We start from the raw sequence: 18,116 nt of genomic DNA on the forward strand, positions 1-18,116 counted from the left end.
TGTAAAGTAGTTTACACCCGTACAGATGCTTCGTTCCTCAGCATGACAGTTTTGTTTGAACGCTGTCAGACTTACGAAGTTTTTAAAACTTCGTAAGTCTTAATCAACTTCTTGTCGTTCCTCTTCGCAATGACATTTAAGAAGCCTCCATCTGCCCCTTCATCCAGCTGATGGTTGCTTTTATTTCGGTATAACTGTAGTTATCGCCTAATATTTCTTTCAGTGGCGATAGTTTTTCATCGCCATAGCCCTCAACCGCATCTTGTATTTTTATTAACTTTTCGCGGCTCACAAAGTTTGATACATCAATTTCGCCAGTTTGTATAAAGTATGTTAAATGGCCCTCAATGGTAATCGGCGAAAGATCGCGCAGGGCTGCAACTTCGGCAATCGTTTTACCCGAGCGATAAAGCTCCAGACTCTCTTTACGGCTATCGTTACCCTTTTCGCCTCGCGGTTTAGCTTTGCGCTCGCGTTTTTGTTTCTTTTGGGCGATTTTAGAGTTCAACCCCTTTCGCTCGCAGAAGCTTTTAACCGGGGCTAAAAATTCCCGGCCGTATCTAGCCAGCTTAATATCGCCAAACCCGGAGATCATTCGTAGCTCATCCAAACTTTGTGGGAGATAAGTGGCTATCTCCATTAATGTAGCGTCGGATTGTATTACATAAGCCGGTACATTTTCATTAATAGCAATATCTCTGCGAACAGATTTTAACTCATTTAATAGCTCAGTTTCAAATGGTAAGTTAGCAAAAGAGTGTTTCTCCTCAACAATTTCTGATTCTATAAACTCAACTGTCTGGCTGCCCTTTAAAACAGCCTCGCTTTGTGTGGTTAATTTAAGTACCGGATATTCGCCGCCATCAACCTGCAAATAACCCATGGTGGTTAATTCACGCAGGTAGCGTTGCCAATCAGGTTTGCTAATATCAGCGCCTACGCCGTAGGTTTTAAGTTGTTTATGTTCTTCGCGGATCTTTTCACTTTTTGATCCACGCAGAAAATCAATTACATAAGTGCTGCCGAACCTTTCTTTTAGCCGATAAACTGCCGAAAGCGCTTTTTGGGCGATCAGTGTACCATCAAAACGTTTAAACTCGGTTAAGCATACATCGCAGCTTCCGCAGGTTTCGGGCGATTCCTCATCAAAATATTTTAAAAGAAACTGGCGCCTGCAGGTTTGCAATTGGCAATACCTAACCATATCGTCCAGCTTTTTCAGCATGATCTTGCTTTGCTCGGGGTTGTCATCTACCATGGCGAAGCCTTTCAGCTTCATAGCATCGCCCGGCGAATAAAACAATATCGCATCCGATGCTAAACCATCACGCCCGGCGCGGCCTGTTTCCTGGTAGTAGCCTTCGATGTTCTTGGGCATATCCATGTGAACTACATATCGTACGTTGGATTTATTGATACCCATGCCAAATGCGATAGTCGCTACGATGATCTTTACATCATCCCGCAAAAAAGCTTCCTGATTACGTGCCTTGGTAATATTATCCAAACCTGCATGATAGGCCTCGGCAGAAAATCCTTCTTCCTTTAAGTTAGCGGCTAATGATTCGGTTGATTTGCGCGACAAGCAGTATATAATGCCTGATTCATCTTTTCGTTCTTCTAAAAAATCGAGTAGCTGATTAAAGCTATCTCTTTTTGGCGAAACGGTATAGGTGATATTTTCCCGGTTAAAGGAGGATATGAATATGGCGGGATTCTTAAGATTTAATTTCTCAAGGATGTCCTTTTGTGTGAGTTTATCAGCAGTTGCAGTTAAAGCAATCACCGGGATGTTGGGGAAATAATCCTTTAATCCAGCAAGCATCAAATATTCCGGTCTGAAATCATGGCCCCAATGCGAGATACAATGCGCCTCATCAATAGCGATAAGCGCTACCGGCAGCGATTTTAAGAACTCAACCAGCTTGTTTTCTGATCCGAACAAACGCTCAGGCGCAAGATAAAGCAGTTTGATCTCATTGTTTTTAAGCCTGCCCATTAGCCGGGATTGTTCGTCGGGGTTTTGTGCCGAGTTTAGGAAAGCCGCAGGGATGCCATTCACATTCAAAGCATCAACCTGATCCTTCATCAAAGCGATTAATGGGGAGATAACAATGGTCAACCCATCCAGCAACACCGCCGGCAATTGATAACATAATGATTTACCTCCACCGGTAGGCATCAATGCCAATACGTCCTTATTATCTAATACATGCTGAATAATGGCCGCCTGCTGGTGCCTGAACTCGCTGTAACCAAAATATTTTTGCAGGGCCTGTATAGGTGTCATCCTTACAAAAATGCGAAAATTATCTGAACCATGATTCGTAGAATTTAAAAGATTATCATGATTTTAATTCATCAAGCTAATCCCTAGATCCTAAGAATCAGGGTTCAGACTTACTGTCCGCCTGCTCTTGATCCTTCTTCACCCATTGCGTTTTGGTGTTCGCGTTTTTTGATTGAACTGTTGCCGAAGTTATAAGTAAGCGATAAGCGTGCTATGCGGCTTTCATTTTTCTGCCTTATCTGCAAATTGTCGCTTTGGTAATTTATATCCAGGTTGTTGCGTTGTGTATTGAATATATCGCTTACTGAAAATTTGATGTTCAGTTTTTTATTATCAAATGAATGACTGATGCCGGCATCTACATTATAACGTGCATATATATCATAAAGACCATAAGTTAACGGGGATTGGTAGTTAGCAAATAACTCGGCTTTAAAGCCTGCAAATGTAAATGTTTGGTTAGCTTTAACTACATAGGCTAGTTTGCCACGGTTAAGTGTACCGCCTGCTAGGGTGTCTGATTTAAATTTTAAGTAAAAGGCCGTCGCATCAAAATTAATCGACCACCATTTGGTTACGGTTACAGGTATACTTATGCTGGCATTGTAAGCATCCTGCGAACTTATATTGAGGTTTGTTTGGTAAGATGCCTTTGTTGCGTCCTTGGTAAGGATGATCTGTTGTATCGCATCCATTGTGTGGCTGTAGCTTAGGCTTAAATTATAGCTTTTATTATAGGTATAGTTCAGCTCAAAGTTATTGGTGTATTGTGGCCTTAAAAAAGGATTGCCTTGTGAATAAGTATATTGATCGAGATAATAAACAAATGGGTTCAGGTCCGAATAATCAGGCCTATCGATACGGCGGCTGTATGATAAGTTAACTTCGTTCTTATCATTAAACGTATGGTGTAAAAAAGCGCTTGGAAATAGGTTGAAATATTTGCGCTGATTTATGCTATCCTGGGTTACCAGGTCACCTTTTGATTGTGTGTATTCTCCCCTTAAGCCAACTTCTACCGAAGTGTTTTTGTAGGTTTTGGTAAAGTTTACATAACCGGCACTTATTTTTTCATCGTAAATAAAGCGATTGGTTAGTGCAGCGTCATTCACATATCCACTATCTGTTTTTGTAGTCGCATTCAGGTCGTTATCTGTTTTGACATCGCTGTATTTTCCGCCAACTTCCAGTTTTAATGATTTGGTCATATTTTTGGTATAATCAACTTTAGCAACCCGTATATTAATAGTTGATGGTGTTATCTGTCGCAAATAAAGCGGGATTTCTGTTGGGTTTAATGGGTTTGAAAAAAAGGTATCATAATTCGCGTTGCTGTTATTGTTGAATTTTGAATAATCAACATCAAAGGATAATTCCTGACCCAGCGTATCAATTTTATAAGTGTCGTTTAAATCAATTGTGTAGTTTCTATAAGATTGATTTATTTGTGAAAGTGTTTTCTGAGTTGAATCGGGGGCACCGGTTGGCGTTGATGATATTTTGGTGTTATTGGTATTGCCCTGATCATCCTGGTTAAAATAGCCGTTTACCGCGAATCCAAATGTGTTTTTGGGCGATGAATCATAATCGGCACCGAAGCTGTAATTATTATAATGATTTACCTGCGGCATAAATGTGGACTGTTTAAAATAGGTTGACTGACCTGCATCGGTAACTACCCGGTCAATGTCTATTATCCTGGCGCTAGGTATATCACCCCGGCTAAAATTGCCAAACACATTAAGGTTGCCTTCTTTGTGGTTAATGCTGAACTCTTCGCTGCTTTTTGCGTAAGTGCCAAGACCGCCGGTCACAGAAACGGTTCCATTGGTACCGCTCATTTTATTCTTTTTTAGTTTGATGTTGATGATGCCTGAGTTTCCCGCCGCGTCATATTTTGCTGATGGGTTGGTGATCAATTCGATAGATTGGATAGTGCCACCATCTGTTGAGCGCAAAAGCGTAGCCAACTGTGCGGCCGAAAGGTAAGTAAGCTTGTCATTTATCATAACAGTTACTCCTTGTTTTCCCTTCAGGCTGATGTTATCGTCCTTGTCAACGGTTACGCCGGGTGCCCGTTCTAATATATCCATTGCTGTATTGCCGGTTGCCAATACACTACCGGCAACATTTATTACTGTCTTATCAGCAAGGTGCTCAATGGTTGGTTTTGTCGCGGTAATAACAACAGTATTCAAATTGCGGTTGCTGGTCTTCATTTTTAAAACAGGTACCAGTATAGTTTTCGAAGAATCACTTACCGTAAAGGGTTGGCTTGACGCGTTTTCATAACCAACAACAGTAGCTTTAACTATATAAGTGCCATTTTTAATGTTATCGAAGTGGTATTCACCTGCTTCAGTGCTTAATGTGCCGATTACAGTAGTTGAATCTTTTGCGTTTAGTAAACTTACTGACGCGTAATCTACAGGTTTGCTTTGCGTGTCATTTAGCACACCCTTTATTTTACCAGGGTTGGTGCTTTGCGCGGAGGCCGTATTTAAATACCCGGCGCATAGTATTATAGTTAATATTTTAAGTAGATGTGTTTTCATTTTAAGTAAAATTTGGCAATACCATTCCCATGAGATTTTTTATCATCTTTTTTTGATTGTCCAATAAATCAGGGAGCAGGTATTTACCCAGTAATTATTATAGTATGTTGTTGTTCCTATATATAGGATGCAGAAAATGGAATAAGGTTACAGTTCCTTTGTAAAAATTTTAATAACCTAATGAATTTTCTACTACATAGGCAAAAAAAGACCGATTGGCTGCATTCTGAGTACATCGAGCTGCCGTTTTAAACGACTGTTCTGCTTTGATGCTTTTAACATATATAGTATCAGCAATTAATAAACATATAAGCCCAATTATTAATGGGCTTATATGGGCTAATCTGTTTTTCATTATTTCTTTTTTTGCACGCTGTCAGCAGTACGGGCAGAGTCAACCTGGGCTTGTAACTGTGCAATAGTTTTTGCATTCTCCATTCGGCGTGCCGAATCAATTTGGGCTTTTGTTTTAATGGTTACCACTGTATCAATTTTGCATTGCAGGCCATTATCCATCATTATAAAGGTTGCCGAGGTGGCATTGTCTTGTTTGTTGATGTTTTTACAGTCGTTCACACTAATACCATCCAGGTTTATATTGTTATTTAGGTCTTGGTCGATAATAACTTTCGCGTTTAAGGGGATTTGCAAGGTAATATCTAAATGCTCATCATGCCATGCCGCGTTTTCAACTCTTCTCAGTTTATCATCAAATTTGATTACAGAATCTTGTTGTAAAAACAGATAGGTGGTATTGCGTGCATTTAATAATGCATCGGCATCATCGCTGCCCTGAGCAATAAAGGTTTCTATTAATACCGGGTGGCTTACATCGCTTCTTTGAATGTTAATATTTACATTCCGGGGTTCGTCATACTCGTTATCATCATTTTTTATAATCATCCCATTAAAATTACCTTTAATGTTCAGGCGTAAACTATCATCATGGGTTAAATATTTAACATCATTTAACTTTAGATAGTAAACGTTATCCGGGGTAGCCTTCAGGTTTGTTACCTGACTTATTTTGCCTGATGACCTGAAATGGCTTGCCACATTCACTGCAAAGCCAATCAATAATCCTAATGAGCATAGCCATACTACTAATAATGTAGCAGCAATAGATCTGTTTATGGCCTTTGTATTAAACAGCGCTGTAATAATTACTATTATAATAGTAACTACCGGTATAAAAGCTGCTACAAATGCAACAAAGTATATCCTGTCGGCATGTTCGTTTGCTATAATGCTGAATGGGAATAATCCCTGTGGCCCGGAGTGAAACCCTATTATAGCTACCAGCATAGCAATTAATGCAATGGCAAAGCCGAAAAATACCAGTAATACCGCGAAGCCAATAATCTTTATAATTATCTTTCCGGCACCCATAAAAAATAAATGAATGTGCAAAAGCAGATCGCCAATAAAATCGCGCATCTTATATATTGTTGGGCGGGCTTCCTGGTGCAGATTGTTTAAATGGTTACGTACCGAACTTAATTCTTCTTCCAAATTATCTTTAAACCCTTGTAGGTTTAGCTTCTGACCTTTCATTGCCATACGGTCAGCACGTGTAGTTGCCTGGGGTATTACTATCCATAGTATTATATATAATAGTAAACCTGATCCGGCAAAGAAAAACGATAGCGCGAATGCCAGTCTTATCCAAAGCGGTTGTATGTCGAAATAATTGGCTATACCGGCGCATACGCCGCTAACCAAATGATCATCCGGGTCTCTGAATAATCTACGTGTACCGGTGTCATAAGTGTATTGCGTATTTGCAGCTGCCGTCTCATCATCCAGGTTTTCAAAATCTTCTACCCGGCCCATTTGCTCAATAACGGTATGTACGTCCTGTTCAACAATAACCTGTTTGTTTTCATTAGCTAACAGCTCGTTAAACATTTCGGCTACGCGGTTTTCAATATCTGTGGTTATTTCAAGGCTATCTGCCGAGTTAGAGAAATGACGTTTTACATCCGTCATGTAATTCTTCAATATTTCGTAGGCATCTTCCTCAATATGAAAGACAATGCCGTTTATATTTATGATAATAGTTTTGTTCATGATATTTAATTTAAGCGGTTTAGTATATTTTTAATGCTTGATGCTTATTAAGTTGTGGGTTGTTCAGTTGCTGGCGGTATCCTATCGCCTATTGCTATATGAACAGCAAACTCAAGTTCTTTCCAGGTTTTATCCAGTTGCTCAAGTACTACACGGCCTTCATCAGCCAGTACATAATACTTACGCGGAGGGCCCGATGTGGACTCTACCCAGTTATAAGTAAGCAGGCCATTGTTTTTTAAGCGGGTGAGTAAAGGGTACAGAGTGCCCTCAACTACAAGTAGTTGGGCTTTTTTTAGCTCGGCAATTATGTCTGAGGCATATGTTTCGCCCTTAGCTATGATGGAAAGGATGCAATATTCAAGTATGCCTTTCCGCATTTGGGTTTGTGTGTTTTCAACAATCATAAAACAAAGATATATGTTTTATAATGTATTATGCAATACATAGTACTAAATATTTTAATTATTTTTTTAAAAAGTGCATTTGTTTTAAAAAAAATGACTTTTTACTTGACTATTTGAAAATCTAACATTACTTTTATAATTAATTAACTATTAACTGATCTTATTATTAACAAAATGAAAAAACTTCTACTAGTAAGTTTGTGTTTCCTGATGTTAAGCATTACACAGGTATTCGCACAAAACCGTACAGTTACTGGTACGGTTACAGCCAAAGAAGATGGCTTACCCATCCCGGGAGTAACAGTAAAGGTAAAAGGAACTACGATTGGTACTCAAACTACCAGCAACGGAAAGTTCTCCCTATCAGTACCAGAAGGTGCTGTTCTCGAATTCAGTTTTATCGGTTACACAGCTACTGAGCGTTCAGCGAAGAGCGGTAATATCAACGTAAGCTTAGCTGCCGCAAGTGGCAACTTGGGCGAGGTTGTTGTAACAGGTGCGTTGGGTATATCCCGTACACGTAATCAACAGAGTTATGCGGCTCAACAGATTTCGGGTGATGAGGTTAGCAAACAACGTTCATCAAACTTTATCGATGGATTATCAGGCAAAGTTGCCGGTTTACAAATCAGCCAAAATAATGGTTTGGGTGCATCTACAAACGTAGTTATCCGTGGTTATAAATCAATATTTGGTAACAACCAGGCATTATTTGTGATTGACGGCGTGCCACTTGGTAACGAAAACGTAAACTCAACTACCCAGCAAGGTGGTGGTGGTGGTTATGATTACGGTAGCCCTGCTTCGGACATTAACCCTGATGATATTGAAAGTGTAACCGTATTGAAGGGTGCGGGTGCAACAGCGCTTTACGGTTCACGTGGCGCAAACGGTGTTATATTAATCACTACAAAAAAAGCTAAACACGGCGCAACCATTGTTGTCAATTCAACAATTAGTGATAACTCTGCCGATAAATCTACTTTACCTCAATACCAAACCCAATATGGTGCTGGTTACGGTCAGTATTTTTATCAGGGAACAGTTTTTGGTAATGCAAGCGCGCAAACTGCGCCAACAGCTGATGATGCATCAGATGGTTTTGCATTCAATAAAAACGAGTTGATCTACCAATGGAATGCGTTTGTACCTGGTATGCCACAGTATGGTAAAGCTACACCGTGGGTTGCAGCAGCAAACAATCCTGATTCTTTCTTCTTAAATACAATCTCTGCTGATAACAGTATATTAGTTACTAACGGTGGCGAGAACGGATCATTCAAATTGGGTTACACCAGGAGTGATGAAAATGGTATCATCCCTAACAATAAATTAACTAAAAACCAGGTTGATTTTGCCGGTACTTATAACATTACGCCAAAATTAACTGTTGGTGCATCTATCAACTACTACAATACAGTTGGTATTGGCAGAACAGGTACCGGTTATGATGGTACTAACTCTGATAACAGAAACGTTATGACTAACTTTAGGCAATGGTGGGAAACCAACGTTGACATTAAGCAGTTAAAACAAGCGTATGATATGACGCAGGCAAATACCAGCTGGAATATGTATAACCCGGTTGGTGGTCAATATAATCCTGCTTATTGGAACAACCCATATTGGGTAACTGACCATAACTATGAGACTGACTCTCGTAACCGTTATTTAGGGCAGGTAAATGCAAATTATAAAGCTACTTCATGGTTAACTTTCACTGGCAGAGCTTCAGTTGATACTTACTCTGAACTAGAAGAAGAACGTTATGATTCAGGTAGTATTGGTGTACCTTACTATTCAAGGTATAACCATGATTACTCTGAAACCAACTTTGATTTATTTGGTAATGTAGATAAAAACATATCATCATCATTAAATCTGAAAGCCGTATTAGGTACCAATATCAGAAAAGATTATAATAACAGTATTGATGCATCAACCAACGGTGGTTTAGTTGTACCGGGTTTATATTCATTATCAAATACATTAAACTCGCCATTATCACCATCTGAAGTTGATGAGAAAAACGAAGTTGATGGTATTTATGCCGGTGCTACATTAACCTGGAAAGAATTAATCACTTTAGATGGAACCATCAGAAGAGATCAATCTTCAACTTTACCTGCTGCAAATAATACATATTATTATCCTTCAGTATCAGGTGGTTTCATATTCTCAAACTTACTTAAAAACTATACCTGGCTTAGTTATGGTAAGTTAAGGGCTAGTTATTCAGAAGTTGGTAGTGATGCTCCTTACTATAGCACCCTATCTGGCTATATTATTAACAATCCGTTCGGAAGCGCATCACAAACTTATGCGAACCCACAATTAAATAATGCAAACTTAAAACCTGAGGAAACACAGAGTACTGAGTTAGGTGTAGAGCTGGATTTGTTTCACAGCAGGTTACATTTTGATGGAACAGTTTACAAAACCAAAACATTTAATGAGATATTACCTGTATCGGTTACCCCGGCAACCGGCTACACTACTATCTACGAAAATGCAGGTTCTGTACAAAATAAAGGTATTGAGTTAACATTAGGCGGTACACCTGTACTAACTAAAGATTTCAGATGGAATATCACGGTGAATTTTACAGCTGGCTACAACGAAGTTACCTCTTTATATAAAGATGGTGCAGGAAATGAAGCTCTAAATCTTCAGCTTGCGAGCTTCCAGAATGGTGAGACTATAAATGCCCCGCTTTACGGAGCTGATGGTACTATAAGAGGTACAGATTATGTGTACAATGCAAAAGGCCAAAAGGAAGTTGACGCAAATGGCGAGTATCTTATAAACTCATCTCAAACGAACGATCTTGGTAACACCAACCCTGATTGGACAGGTGGTATTAATAATGATTTCAGGTATAAAAACTTTGATTTAAGCTTCTTGATTGATATCAGACACGGTGGTTCAGTATACTCTAATGACATGGCATACGGTTTAGCTGATGGTATTTATCCATTAACTGCTTATACTAATGATTTAGGTAACCCAGTGCGTAATTCGCTTGCAACTGGTGGTGGTTACATTAACTCGGGTGTTTATGCTAGCAATGGCCAGCCAAATACTACCAGGGTAGCTTTTAACCAAATTAACTATAATGACTTTGGTGATGATGGTGCAAACCCACAAAAAGCATTTGTATATGATGCAAGTTATGTGAAACTGCGCGAAGCAAAACTTTCTTATGATTTACCTAAGAGCGCTTTAAATAAATTGGGCCCTGTTAAAGGCGTACAATTAGCATTTATTGGGCGCAACTTATGGATCATCCATAAAAACTTACCTTACTCTGACCCAGAAACAGCTTTAAGTTCTGGTAACGTACAAGGTGTACAGGAAGGTGCTTTCCCAACTACACGCACACTTTCATTTAACTTAAAACTAACTTTCTAATCGAAACAGATATGAAAAAGACAGCATTAATTTTTGTACTAGTGGGGTTATTGTCGGCCTGTACAAAAAATTTAACCAAACTGAATGTCGACCCCAAAAATCCATTGACGGTGCCTTCATATACGCTATTTACAAATGCGGAACGAGTAATGTCGACTGAAATAATAACACCGAATATTAACGATAATACTTTCCGGTTAATTGAGCAGCAATGGACGGAAACACAGTATTTGAATGAAACGCAGTATGATATTCAGGATCGTAAGATCCCTGATAATATTTATAGCATATTTTTTTCCGGTGCTTTGAACAATTTTGAATTGGCCAAGAAAACCATGCTTACTGATGTAACTGATGCACCTACCCGTGCCAACGAAACAGCTATTACAGATTTGTGTGAAGTTTATAGCTTTTATTATTTGGTAACTACTTTTGGTAATATCCCTTATACAGAAGCATTTCAGCCTAGTAATCCGTTCCCTAAGTTTGATGATGCAGCAACCATTTACCAGGATTTGTTAAAACGCATAGATACAGATATTGCGGCCTTAAATGAAGCAAATGGTACTTTTGGTACAGGTGTTGATCAGATTTATGCTGGCGACCCGAACCAATGGATAAAGTTTGCAAATACCTTGAAAATTAAATTGGGTATGACGGTATCTACTTCAACAAGTTTACAGGCTATTGGTCAAACTGCTGTAGAAGCAGCAGCTAAAGCAAGCATATTTGCTTCAAATGCTGATAATGCACTGCAAACTTATTATAGCAGCCCGCCAAGTACCAACCCAACTTGGGTTGAATTAATACAAAGCGGCAGGCATGATTATGTGGCTACAGATTTCTTTATGAAATTATTAGGTTCACAAAATACTGCAACTCCTGTCGATCCAAGAACACCATATTATTTTGCAGAAAATGCTAGCGGGGTTTATTTAGGTGCACCTGTTGCTACAGTTGTTGTTGCTGCGAATTACTCATTGCCATCAGGCCCTTTATACACAACGGGTTCTATTGGAACAATGACTAACCCTGATTATCCCGGTGATATACTAGACTATTCGGAGTTGCAATTTAATTTGGCTGAAGCTGCGGCAAGAGGTTATAGTGTTGGTGGAACTGCTGCTACATTTTTTAAGAACGCAGTTGATGCTTCAATCCAATTTTGGACTGGAAGCACAACAGGTGCGGCAGCTTATGATGTTTTGCCAGCTGGTAATTCAGCAGCTCAATTACTGGCAATCGCTCAACAGGAGTATATATCTTTGTACAACAGAGGATGGGATGCATGGACATTAACCAGGAAATTTGGTTACCCTGCTTTCACCCCTCCACCTAGTGCTTACAGTTTATTCCCGGTACGTTTCACTTACCCGGTTATTGAACAAAATACAAACCCTATCAATTATAAAGCAGCAGCTGCTGCAATTGGTGGTGATGCGGTTACAACAAAACTTGTTTTCTTTAAATAATTAAAACAGTTAATAAATAAAAAACCCTGATCGTTTAATACGGTCAGGGTTTTTTTATGCATTTATGTGAAAGTTGAATAATCTGATCGCGTTTGAAACTTATTTAAATGCTACAGATAATTAAGTATTACCTGGTGGCTATGCACCGCTAAACTTACTTTTCGTCCTAAAATAATGCTGCGGTTATCGGGTATATGGCCGGCAGGAAAATCAAAACAAACCGGGTAGTCATATTTTTTTACTACATCCATAACTATCTGTTCAACAGTTTGTCCAAAAGGAATCTCATTGTCCTTTATTGCGGTAAAACCACCAACAATTAAACCTGCAAGGTTTTTAAGTTTACCGGCGCGGTCAAGCGTACGTATCATACGATCTATCGCATATAGGTATTCACCTACATCTTCAATAAAAAGCACCTTATTGTTATAATTAAGGTCGGATACAGATCCTGATACTGCTGCCAATAAAGATAGGTTGCCTCCAATCAATATTCCTTCAGCCTCACCGCTGCGGTTTAGTGCATGCGAGTTAAACTCGTAGGAAATTTCTTCTCCAAATAATGCTTTACGCAATGATTCCAATGATTTTGCGGATGCATCCGGAATATTAACCGGCATTTGGCCGTGAATGGTTTGTAGATTAAAGTTGTTATATAAATGCGTGTGGAGCATGGTAATATCGCTAAAGCCTACTACCCATTTGGGGTTTTGCGTTATACTACTGAAATCCACCTTATCTATCATACGTATAGTGCCGTAGCCCCCACGGGCAGCTATTATGGCTTTAATGCTGTCATCATCAATCAAACGTTGCAGATCCTCAGCTCGTTGCTCGTCGTCGCCTGCAAACTGGTGAAATGATAAATTTAAGGTTTCACCCAAAACAACTTCCAATCCCCACGATTGTAAAAGGTTGATAGCATCCGCCATAGGATTTGGTAATTTTTTAGCGGGGCAGGTTATGGCAACCTTATCGCCCTTTTTAAGGTATGGAGGAGCAATTCCCTGAATAATTGAATGTTCGCCTTTATCCATCATCAAAATAAAATTCTTTCGGAAGTAACAGCCGTATGCAACCCGACTTCCTCGTTAAAATAAATTATCTTTGCCAAATTATTAATAAGGATGCAGATTAATGTCACAACTTAATAAATTTAAAAGATACACCGTTACATCAGCCCTGCCATATGCCAATGGGCCACTACATATTGGCCACTTAGCCGGGGCATATTTACCTGCCGATATTTTTGTGCGCTACCTTCGCCTTAAAAAGAAGGATGTGGTTTACATCTGCGGCTCAGATGAGCATGGTGCCGCCATCACTATAAAGGCTAAAAAAGAAGGCACTACGCCACAGGCTATCATTGATAAGTATCATAACCAGATAAAAGATAGTTTTGAAGAGTTTGGGATCGCATTTGATATTTATCACCGTACCTCATCTCCCATACATCATGATCTTTCGCAAGAGTTCTTTTTGAATTTGTATGAGAAAGATGAGTTTATAGAGAAATACTCTGAACAATATTTTGATGAAGATTATGGGCAGTTCCTGGCCGACCGCTATATTACGGGTACTTGCCCTAATTGCGGCTACGAGCATGCCTACGGCGACCAATGTGAAAACTGCGGTACATCATTAAACCCAACTGATTTAATTAACCCTATATCAACTTTAAGTGGTAAAGCACCCATTTTAAGGCCGACCAAGCACTGGTATTTGCCATTAGATAAATATCAGCCGTGGTTGGAAAGCTGGATAGATAAGAAAGAAGGCGAATGGAAAGTGAATGTATTTGGTCAATGCAGGTCGTGGTTAAAATCGGGCCTGCAACCGCGTTCAATGACACGCGACCTGGACTGGGGTATTGATGTGCCATTGGACGAAGCAAAAGGTAAAAAGCTTTATGTTTGGATGGATGCACCGATAGGCTATATATCTGCAACCAAACAATGGGCTATTGATAAAGGGAAAGACTGGAAAGCCTATTGGAAGAAGCAGGAAAATGAAGAAGATAATTCATGCCTGATCCATTTTATTGGTAAGGATAATATTGTTTTCCACTGTATAATTTTCCCATCCATATTGCATGCACATGGCGAGTATATTCTGCCGCAAAATGTGCCTGCAAATGAGTTTTTGAATTTGGAGGGCGAGAAGCTGTCCACGTCACGTAACCACGCAGTTTGGCTTCATGAATATTTGGAAGAATTCCCGGGCAAGCAAGATGAATTGCGTTATGTATTAACATCCATATTGCCTGAAACCAGCGATAGTGAGTTTACCTGGAAAGATTACCAGGCCCGTGTAAATAACGAACTGGTGGCCATATTAGGCAACTACGTTAACCGCGTAATGATACTGATGCATAAGTTTTACGATGGCAAAGTTGAAACAGAAAGTGGTGAAATAAAACTTACCGATAACCTGCTTAATGCGCAATTGGTTGAATTTTATGCTGAGCTTGATCAGAATTTAGAGAATTATAAATTCAGACAGGCGCTGCAAAATGTGATGGACATTGCCCGTTTAGGGAATAAATACCTGACAGAGAAAGAGCCCTGGAAAACGATTAAAACCAACCCGGATGATGCTAAGGAAGCGTTGCATAGCTGCTTGTTTTTAATAGCGAATTTGGCAACCTGCTTACAGCCATTTTTACCAGGCACAGCGTCCAAAATTTTTGGAATGCTAAATTATAATTTAGCAGGTGTTTCTTTTGGCGATGCAATAAAGTTTGAGAACGGGCATCAATTAAACCCTGCTGCTTTATTGTTTGAAAAAGTAGAGGATGAAGTTATTGAAAAGCAAGTACAAAAATTACTGGATAAAAAACAGGCTGCTGCGGTTACAAAACAAACACCAATAGCTGCGGCAAAGGAAAACATCAGTTTTGAATCATTCGCGGCAATGGATATTCGCACAGGTACAATTTTAGCAGCCGAAAAAGTGGCTAAAACTAAGAAGCTGTTAAAGCTTACTATTGATACCGGTATTGATGAGCGCACGGTTGTATCAGGAATTGCAGAGTATTATGAGCCGGAAGCTATAATAGGTAAGCAAGTAAGCATTTTAGTAAACCTGGAACCACGAGAAATAAAAGGGATATTATCGCAGGGTATGATACTGATGGCAGAGGATTCGGATGGAAAACTATGCTTCGTATCACCAGTTGATGCTTTACATAATGGTTCCGTTGTGCGATAAGTCAATTTACATTTTAACTGAATAATTTCAGCTATAATTTGCACCTTTGCAAAACTGGTCCCGTAGTTCAACGGATAGAATAGGAGTTTCCTAAACTCTAGATATGAGTTCGATTCTCGTCGGGACCACATTTAAACCCAAAGCCTTTAGATGAAAATCTGAAGGCTTTTTTGTTCCCGGAAGTTAATAGAACGATGACCCTGTTACTCCACATATCAATTTTATCCTTAGTACCCTTTCTTGATGAAAAACTTGATACAAAAACTAAATATAACCTGATTTTACTTTTAGGCTAAGACAAAAGGCGTTCTGGCTTAATGCGTTTTTGAAATTACGTTGACCTTTGTGCTATCAAAGAAATCAAAACAAAATGAAAGCAATAAAAGTTAATGAATTTGGCGGGCCGGAAGTCATGAAATTGGAAGAAGTAGAACGCCCTGTGCCTCAAGCCGATGAAATACTGATAAAAATGTATGCCAGCGGGGTTAATCCGGCAGATTACGTTGTCCGGCAGGGTGGTAACGAGATTTTGAAACCGTTCCTGAAACTGCCACTGGGACTTGGCCTGGATGGAGCTGGCGAAATACAAGAAATGGGAAGCGATGTAACAGGCTTTAAGAAAGGCGATAAAGTTTACGGTATTCCTAACTTTTTGAGTGGTACCTATGCAGAGTTTATTGCTGCTAAAGCCACCCAGTTTGCGATAATGCCAAACAACGTAAGCTTTAATAAAGCCGGTGCTATCCCTTCCTGCGCATTGATGGCCTGGAACGGTATGGATCTTGGTAACGTAAGTGCTTGCCAAAGGGTGCTGATTCATGGCGCCGCCGGGGGAATTGGCAGCCTGGCTTTGCAGTTTGCAAAAGCAAAAGGTGCCTATGTAATAGGTACAGCTTCCGCGCACAATTTTGATTTATTAAAACAACTTGGCGCAGATGAAGTGATCGATTATAGGGATGAACATTTTGCAGGTTTACTGCAGGACCTCGACGTTGTGTTTGACGCTTCGCCCGTATTTAATGAAGATGCCAGAATGATTATGGCAGTTGCATTAAAAGGCGGCGGCAGGTTTGTCTCTGTTCAGCTCCCGCATCCTTTCAGCGAAGAATTTCTTAGTATACTTGCAAAAAAACATGGTGAAGCAAAAATGATCAGGCGGGAACTTGATGTTGCACAGTCACTTACCGATATTGCAAAATTAATTGAAGCAGGTAAAGTGAGCGTTGTTATCAGCAAAATTTACCCAATGGAAAAAGTTGCTGAAGCACATTCAGAACTGGAAACTAAGCACGTTCGGGGTAAAATTGTACTGGAAATTAGAAAAGAGAATTAACCAAAAATGAAGCGGATTAAAACGATCAGTGAGTTTCACCAATTCCGGCAGCTGCCTGCGCCGGAACACCCGCTGCTCAGTGTGACTGAAATTGACCTGGTGAGGCGAACGGTGGGCACATCATCCATAAACTGGTGTTACGATTTTTATGCTGTAGGTATGAAAAGAGTTTCGTTTTCAAGTCCTATTAATTTCAGGTACGGTCAACAGCCATTTGATTTCAACGAGGGTATTTTATCTTTCGTGGCACCTAATCAAATAATGAGCCTTACTGTCGACACGAAACAAGAAACCACACAATCAGGGTGGCTACTGCTCATTCACCCCGATTTTTTATGGAATACCTCATTGGCTACATCAATCAGGAAATATGATTTCTGGGGGTATTCGGTTCATGAATCCTTATTTCTATCCGCAAAAGAAGAAGCGACCCTCATACAAATATTTCAAAATATCCAACAGGAATATCATGCAAATATTGACCGCTTCAGTAAACAGATTATCATAGCACAGATAGAAAGTTTGCTGACTTACGCAGACCGTTTTTATCACCGTCAGTTTATTACCAGAGAAAAGGCCAATCATCAGATACTGGAAAAACTGGAAACATTACTGGATGATTATTTTGACGGTGATGGCCTGATAACAAAAGGTTTACCTACCGTTCAATACATTTCAGAAACGTTAAATGTATCATCCAACTACTTGCGCGGTTTGCTTAAAGTATTAACCGGACAAAATACCCAACAGCTGATACACGATAAATTGATAGAAAAAGCCAAAGAAAAATTAGCTGTAACAGATTTTTCTATTAGCGAAATTGCCTATGCATTAGGTTTTGAACATCCGCAATCGTTTACTAAATTATTTAAAAGCAAAACCAATTTATCGCCTTTAGCCTACCGGCAGTCGTTTAACTGATTTTAAATTGGTATATCGCCGGTTGGCACCAATAACGCTTGATTTTTTCGGTGTGTTTCGACTAATGGTAGGTTTTTATAACCGCCCAAAATCCTCTTCCAAACCTGCTGCAAAATGCAAATCAGCCATAAAAGAGTTCGAGTTTTGTAGTCTAAGGACCACTATTTAAAAGGCTTTTTTCGTAAGAAATAAGCCTTTTTTATGCCTTTATTTTTTCAATCCTGCTGTGCTGTACCATGGCACAAGTGGAACAGCTGGTACATTTGGTACACTTTTTACCCCAAAAAGGCCCAAAACAACCGTAAAAAGGTGGTTTTTACATTGTTTTTAAGCTGTTTTTTGAGCGAAAAAGACCCATTTTAGGCTTGAAAATGATTGAAATATAGCATTTTTTGTTCATTTTTCACCCATTTTTATGGAAAATTTAGCGTTTTTATAGCTTTTACC

At 39.5% G+C, this 18,116-nt stretch carries 10 protein-coding genes and 1 tRNA gene; 6 read left to right on the top strand and 5 right to left on the bottom strand.

All coding sequences use genetic code 11. The annotated features are described in order from the left end of the window. Window positions 1–136 precede the first annotated feature (136 nt). From recQ to GSQ74_RS07575, 4 genes are all read right to left on the bottom strand, one after another. The gene (gene recQ, locus GSQ74_RS07560) at window positions 137–2,290 is read right to left on the bottom strand and encodes a DNA helicase RecQ (RefSeq protein ID WP_158991829.1); all 2,154 of its coding nucleotides are present in this window, start codon (window positions 2,288–2,290) and stop codon (window positions 137–139) included. Between the two features lie 110 nt (window positions 2,291–2,400). Continuing rightward, entirely contained in the window at window positions 2,401–4,845 is a 2,445-nt protein-coding gene (locus GSQ74_RS07565) for an outer membrane beta-barrel family protein (RefSeq protein WP_158991831.1), read from the bottom strand. 354 nt (window positions 4,846–5,199) lie between these two features. After that, the gene (locus GSQ74_RS07570) at window positions 5,200–6,915 is read right to left on the bottom strand and encodes a PspC domain-containing protein (RefSeq protein ID WP_158991833.1); all 1,716 of its coding nucleotides are present in this window, start codon (window positions 6,913–6,915) and stop codon (window positions 5,200–5,202) included. A 47-nt stretch (window positions 6,916–6,962) separates the two neighbouring features. Further along, window positions 6,963–7,322 carry a PadR family transcriptional regulator gene (locus GSQ74_RS07575; RefSeq protein WP_158991835.1) on the bottom strand — a complete coding sequence of 120 codons (360 nt, stop codon included), beginning with the start codon at window positions 7,320–7,322 and terminating at the stop codon, window positions 6,963–6,965. 174 nt (window positions 7,323–7,496) lie between these two features. On the opposite strand from GSQ74_RS07575, the gene GSQ74_RS07580 reads away from it, so the two are divergent. Together GSQ74_RS07580 and GSQ74_RS07585 are read left to right on the top strand one after the other, a co-directional pair. Next, on the top strand, window positions 7,497–10,733 hold the full coding sequence (locus GSQ74_RS07580; RefSeq protein WP_158991837.1) for a SusC/RagA family TonB-linked outer membrane protein: 3,237 nt from the start codon (window positions 7,497–7,499) through the stop codon (window positions 10,731–10,733). An 11-nt stretch (window positions 10,734–10,744) separates the two neighbouring features. Continuing rightward, window positions 10,745–12,205 carry a SusD/RagB family nutrient-binding outer membrane lipoprotein gene (locus GSQ74_RS07585; protein WP_158991839.1) on the top strand — a complete coding sequence of 487 codons (1,461 nt, stop codon included), beginning with the start codon at window positions 10,745–10,747 and terminating at the stop codon, window positions 12,203–12,205. A gap of 110 nt (window positions 12,206–12,315) precedes the next feature. Here the strand turns inward: GSQ74_RS07585 and GSQ74_RS07590 are convergent, their stop codons facing one another. Then, a complete protein-coding gene (locus GSQ74_RS07590) occupies window positions 12,316–13,245 on the bottom strand; it encodes an LD-carboxypeptidase (protein WP_254060829.1) in 930 nt (309 codons plus the stop codon). Between the two features lie 97 nt (window positions 13,246–13,342). On the opposite strand from GSQ74_RS07590, the gene metG reads away from it, so the two are divergent. The 4 genes from metG to GSQ74_RS07610 all read left to right on the top strand — a co-directional run bounded on the left by metG (window position 13,343) and on the right by GSQ74_RS07610 (window position 17,669). After that, window positions 13,343–15,415, top strand: coding sequence for a methionine--tRNA ligase (metG, locus tag GSQ74_RS07595; RefSeq protein ID WP_158991841.1), 2,073 nt, complete (start codon window positions 13,343–13,345; stop codon window positions 15,413–15,415). 56 nt (window positions 15,416–15,471) lie between these two features. After that, window positions 15,472–15,543: transfer RNA gene (locus GSQ74_RS07600), tRNA-Arg, on the top strand. A gap of 242 nt (window positions 15,544–15,785) precedes the next feature. Next, complete coding sequence (locus tag GSQ74_RS07605; protein WP_158991843.1) at window positions 15,786–16,748, top strand: NADP-dependent oxidoreductase; 963 nt, start codon at window positions 15,786–15,788, stop codon at window positions 16,746–16,748. 6 nt (window positions 16,749–16,754) lie between these two features. Further along, entirely contained in the window at window positions 16,755–17,669 is a 915-nt protein-coding gene (locus GSQ74_RS07610; protein WP_158991845.1) for an AraC family transcriptional regulator, read from the top strand. The last annotated feature ends 447 nt before the right edge of the window (window positions 17,670–18,116 follow it).

The organism is Mucilaginibacter sp. L196 (genome assembly GCF_009765905.1).
Lineage (GTDB): Bacteria > Bacteroidota > Bacteroidia > Sphingobacteriales > Sphingobacteriaceae > Mucilaginibacter.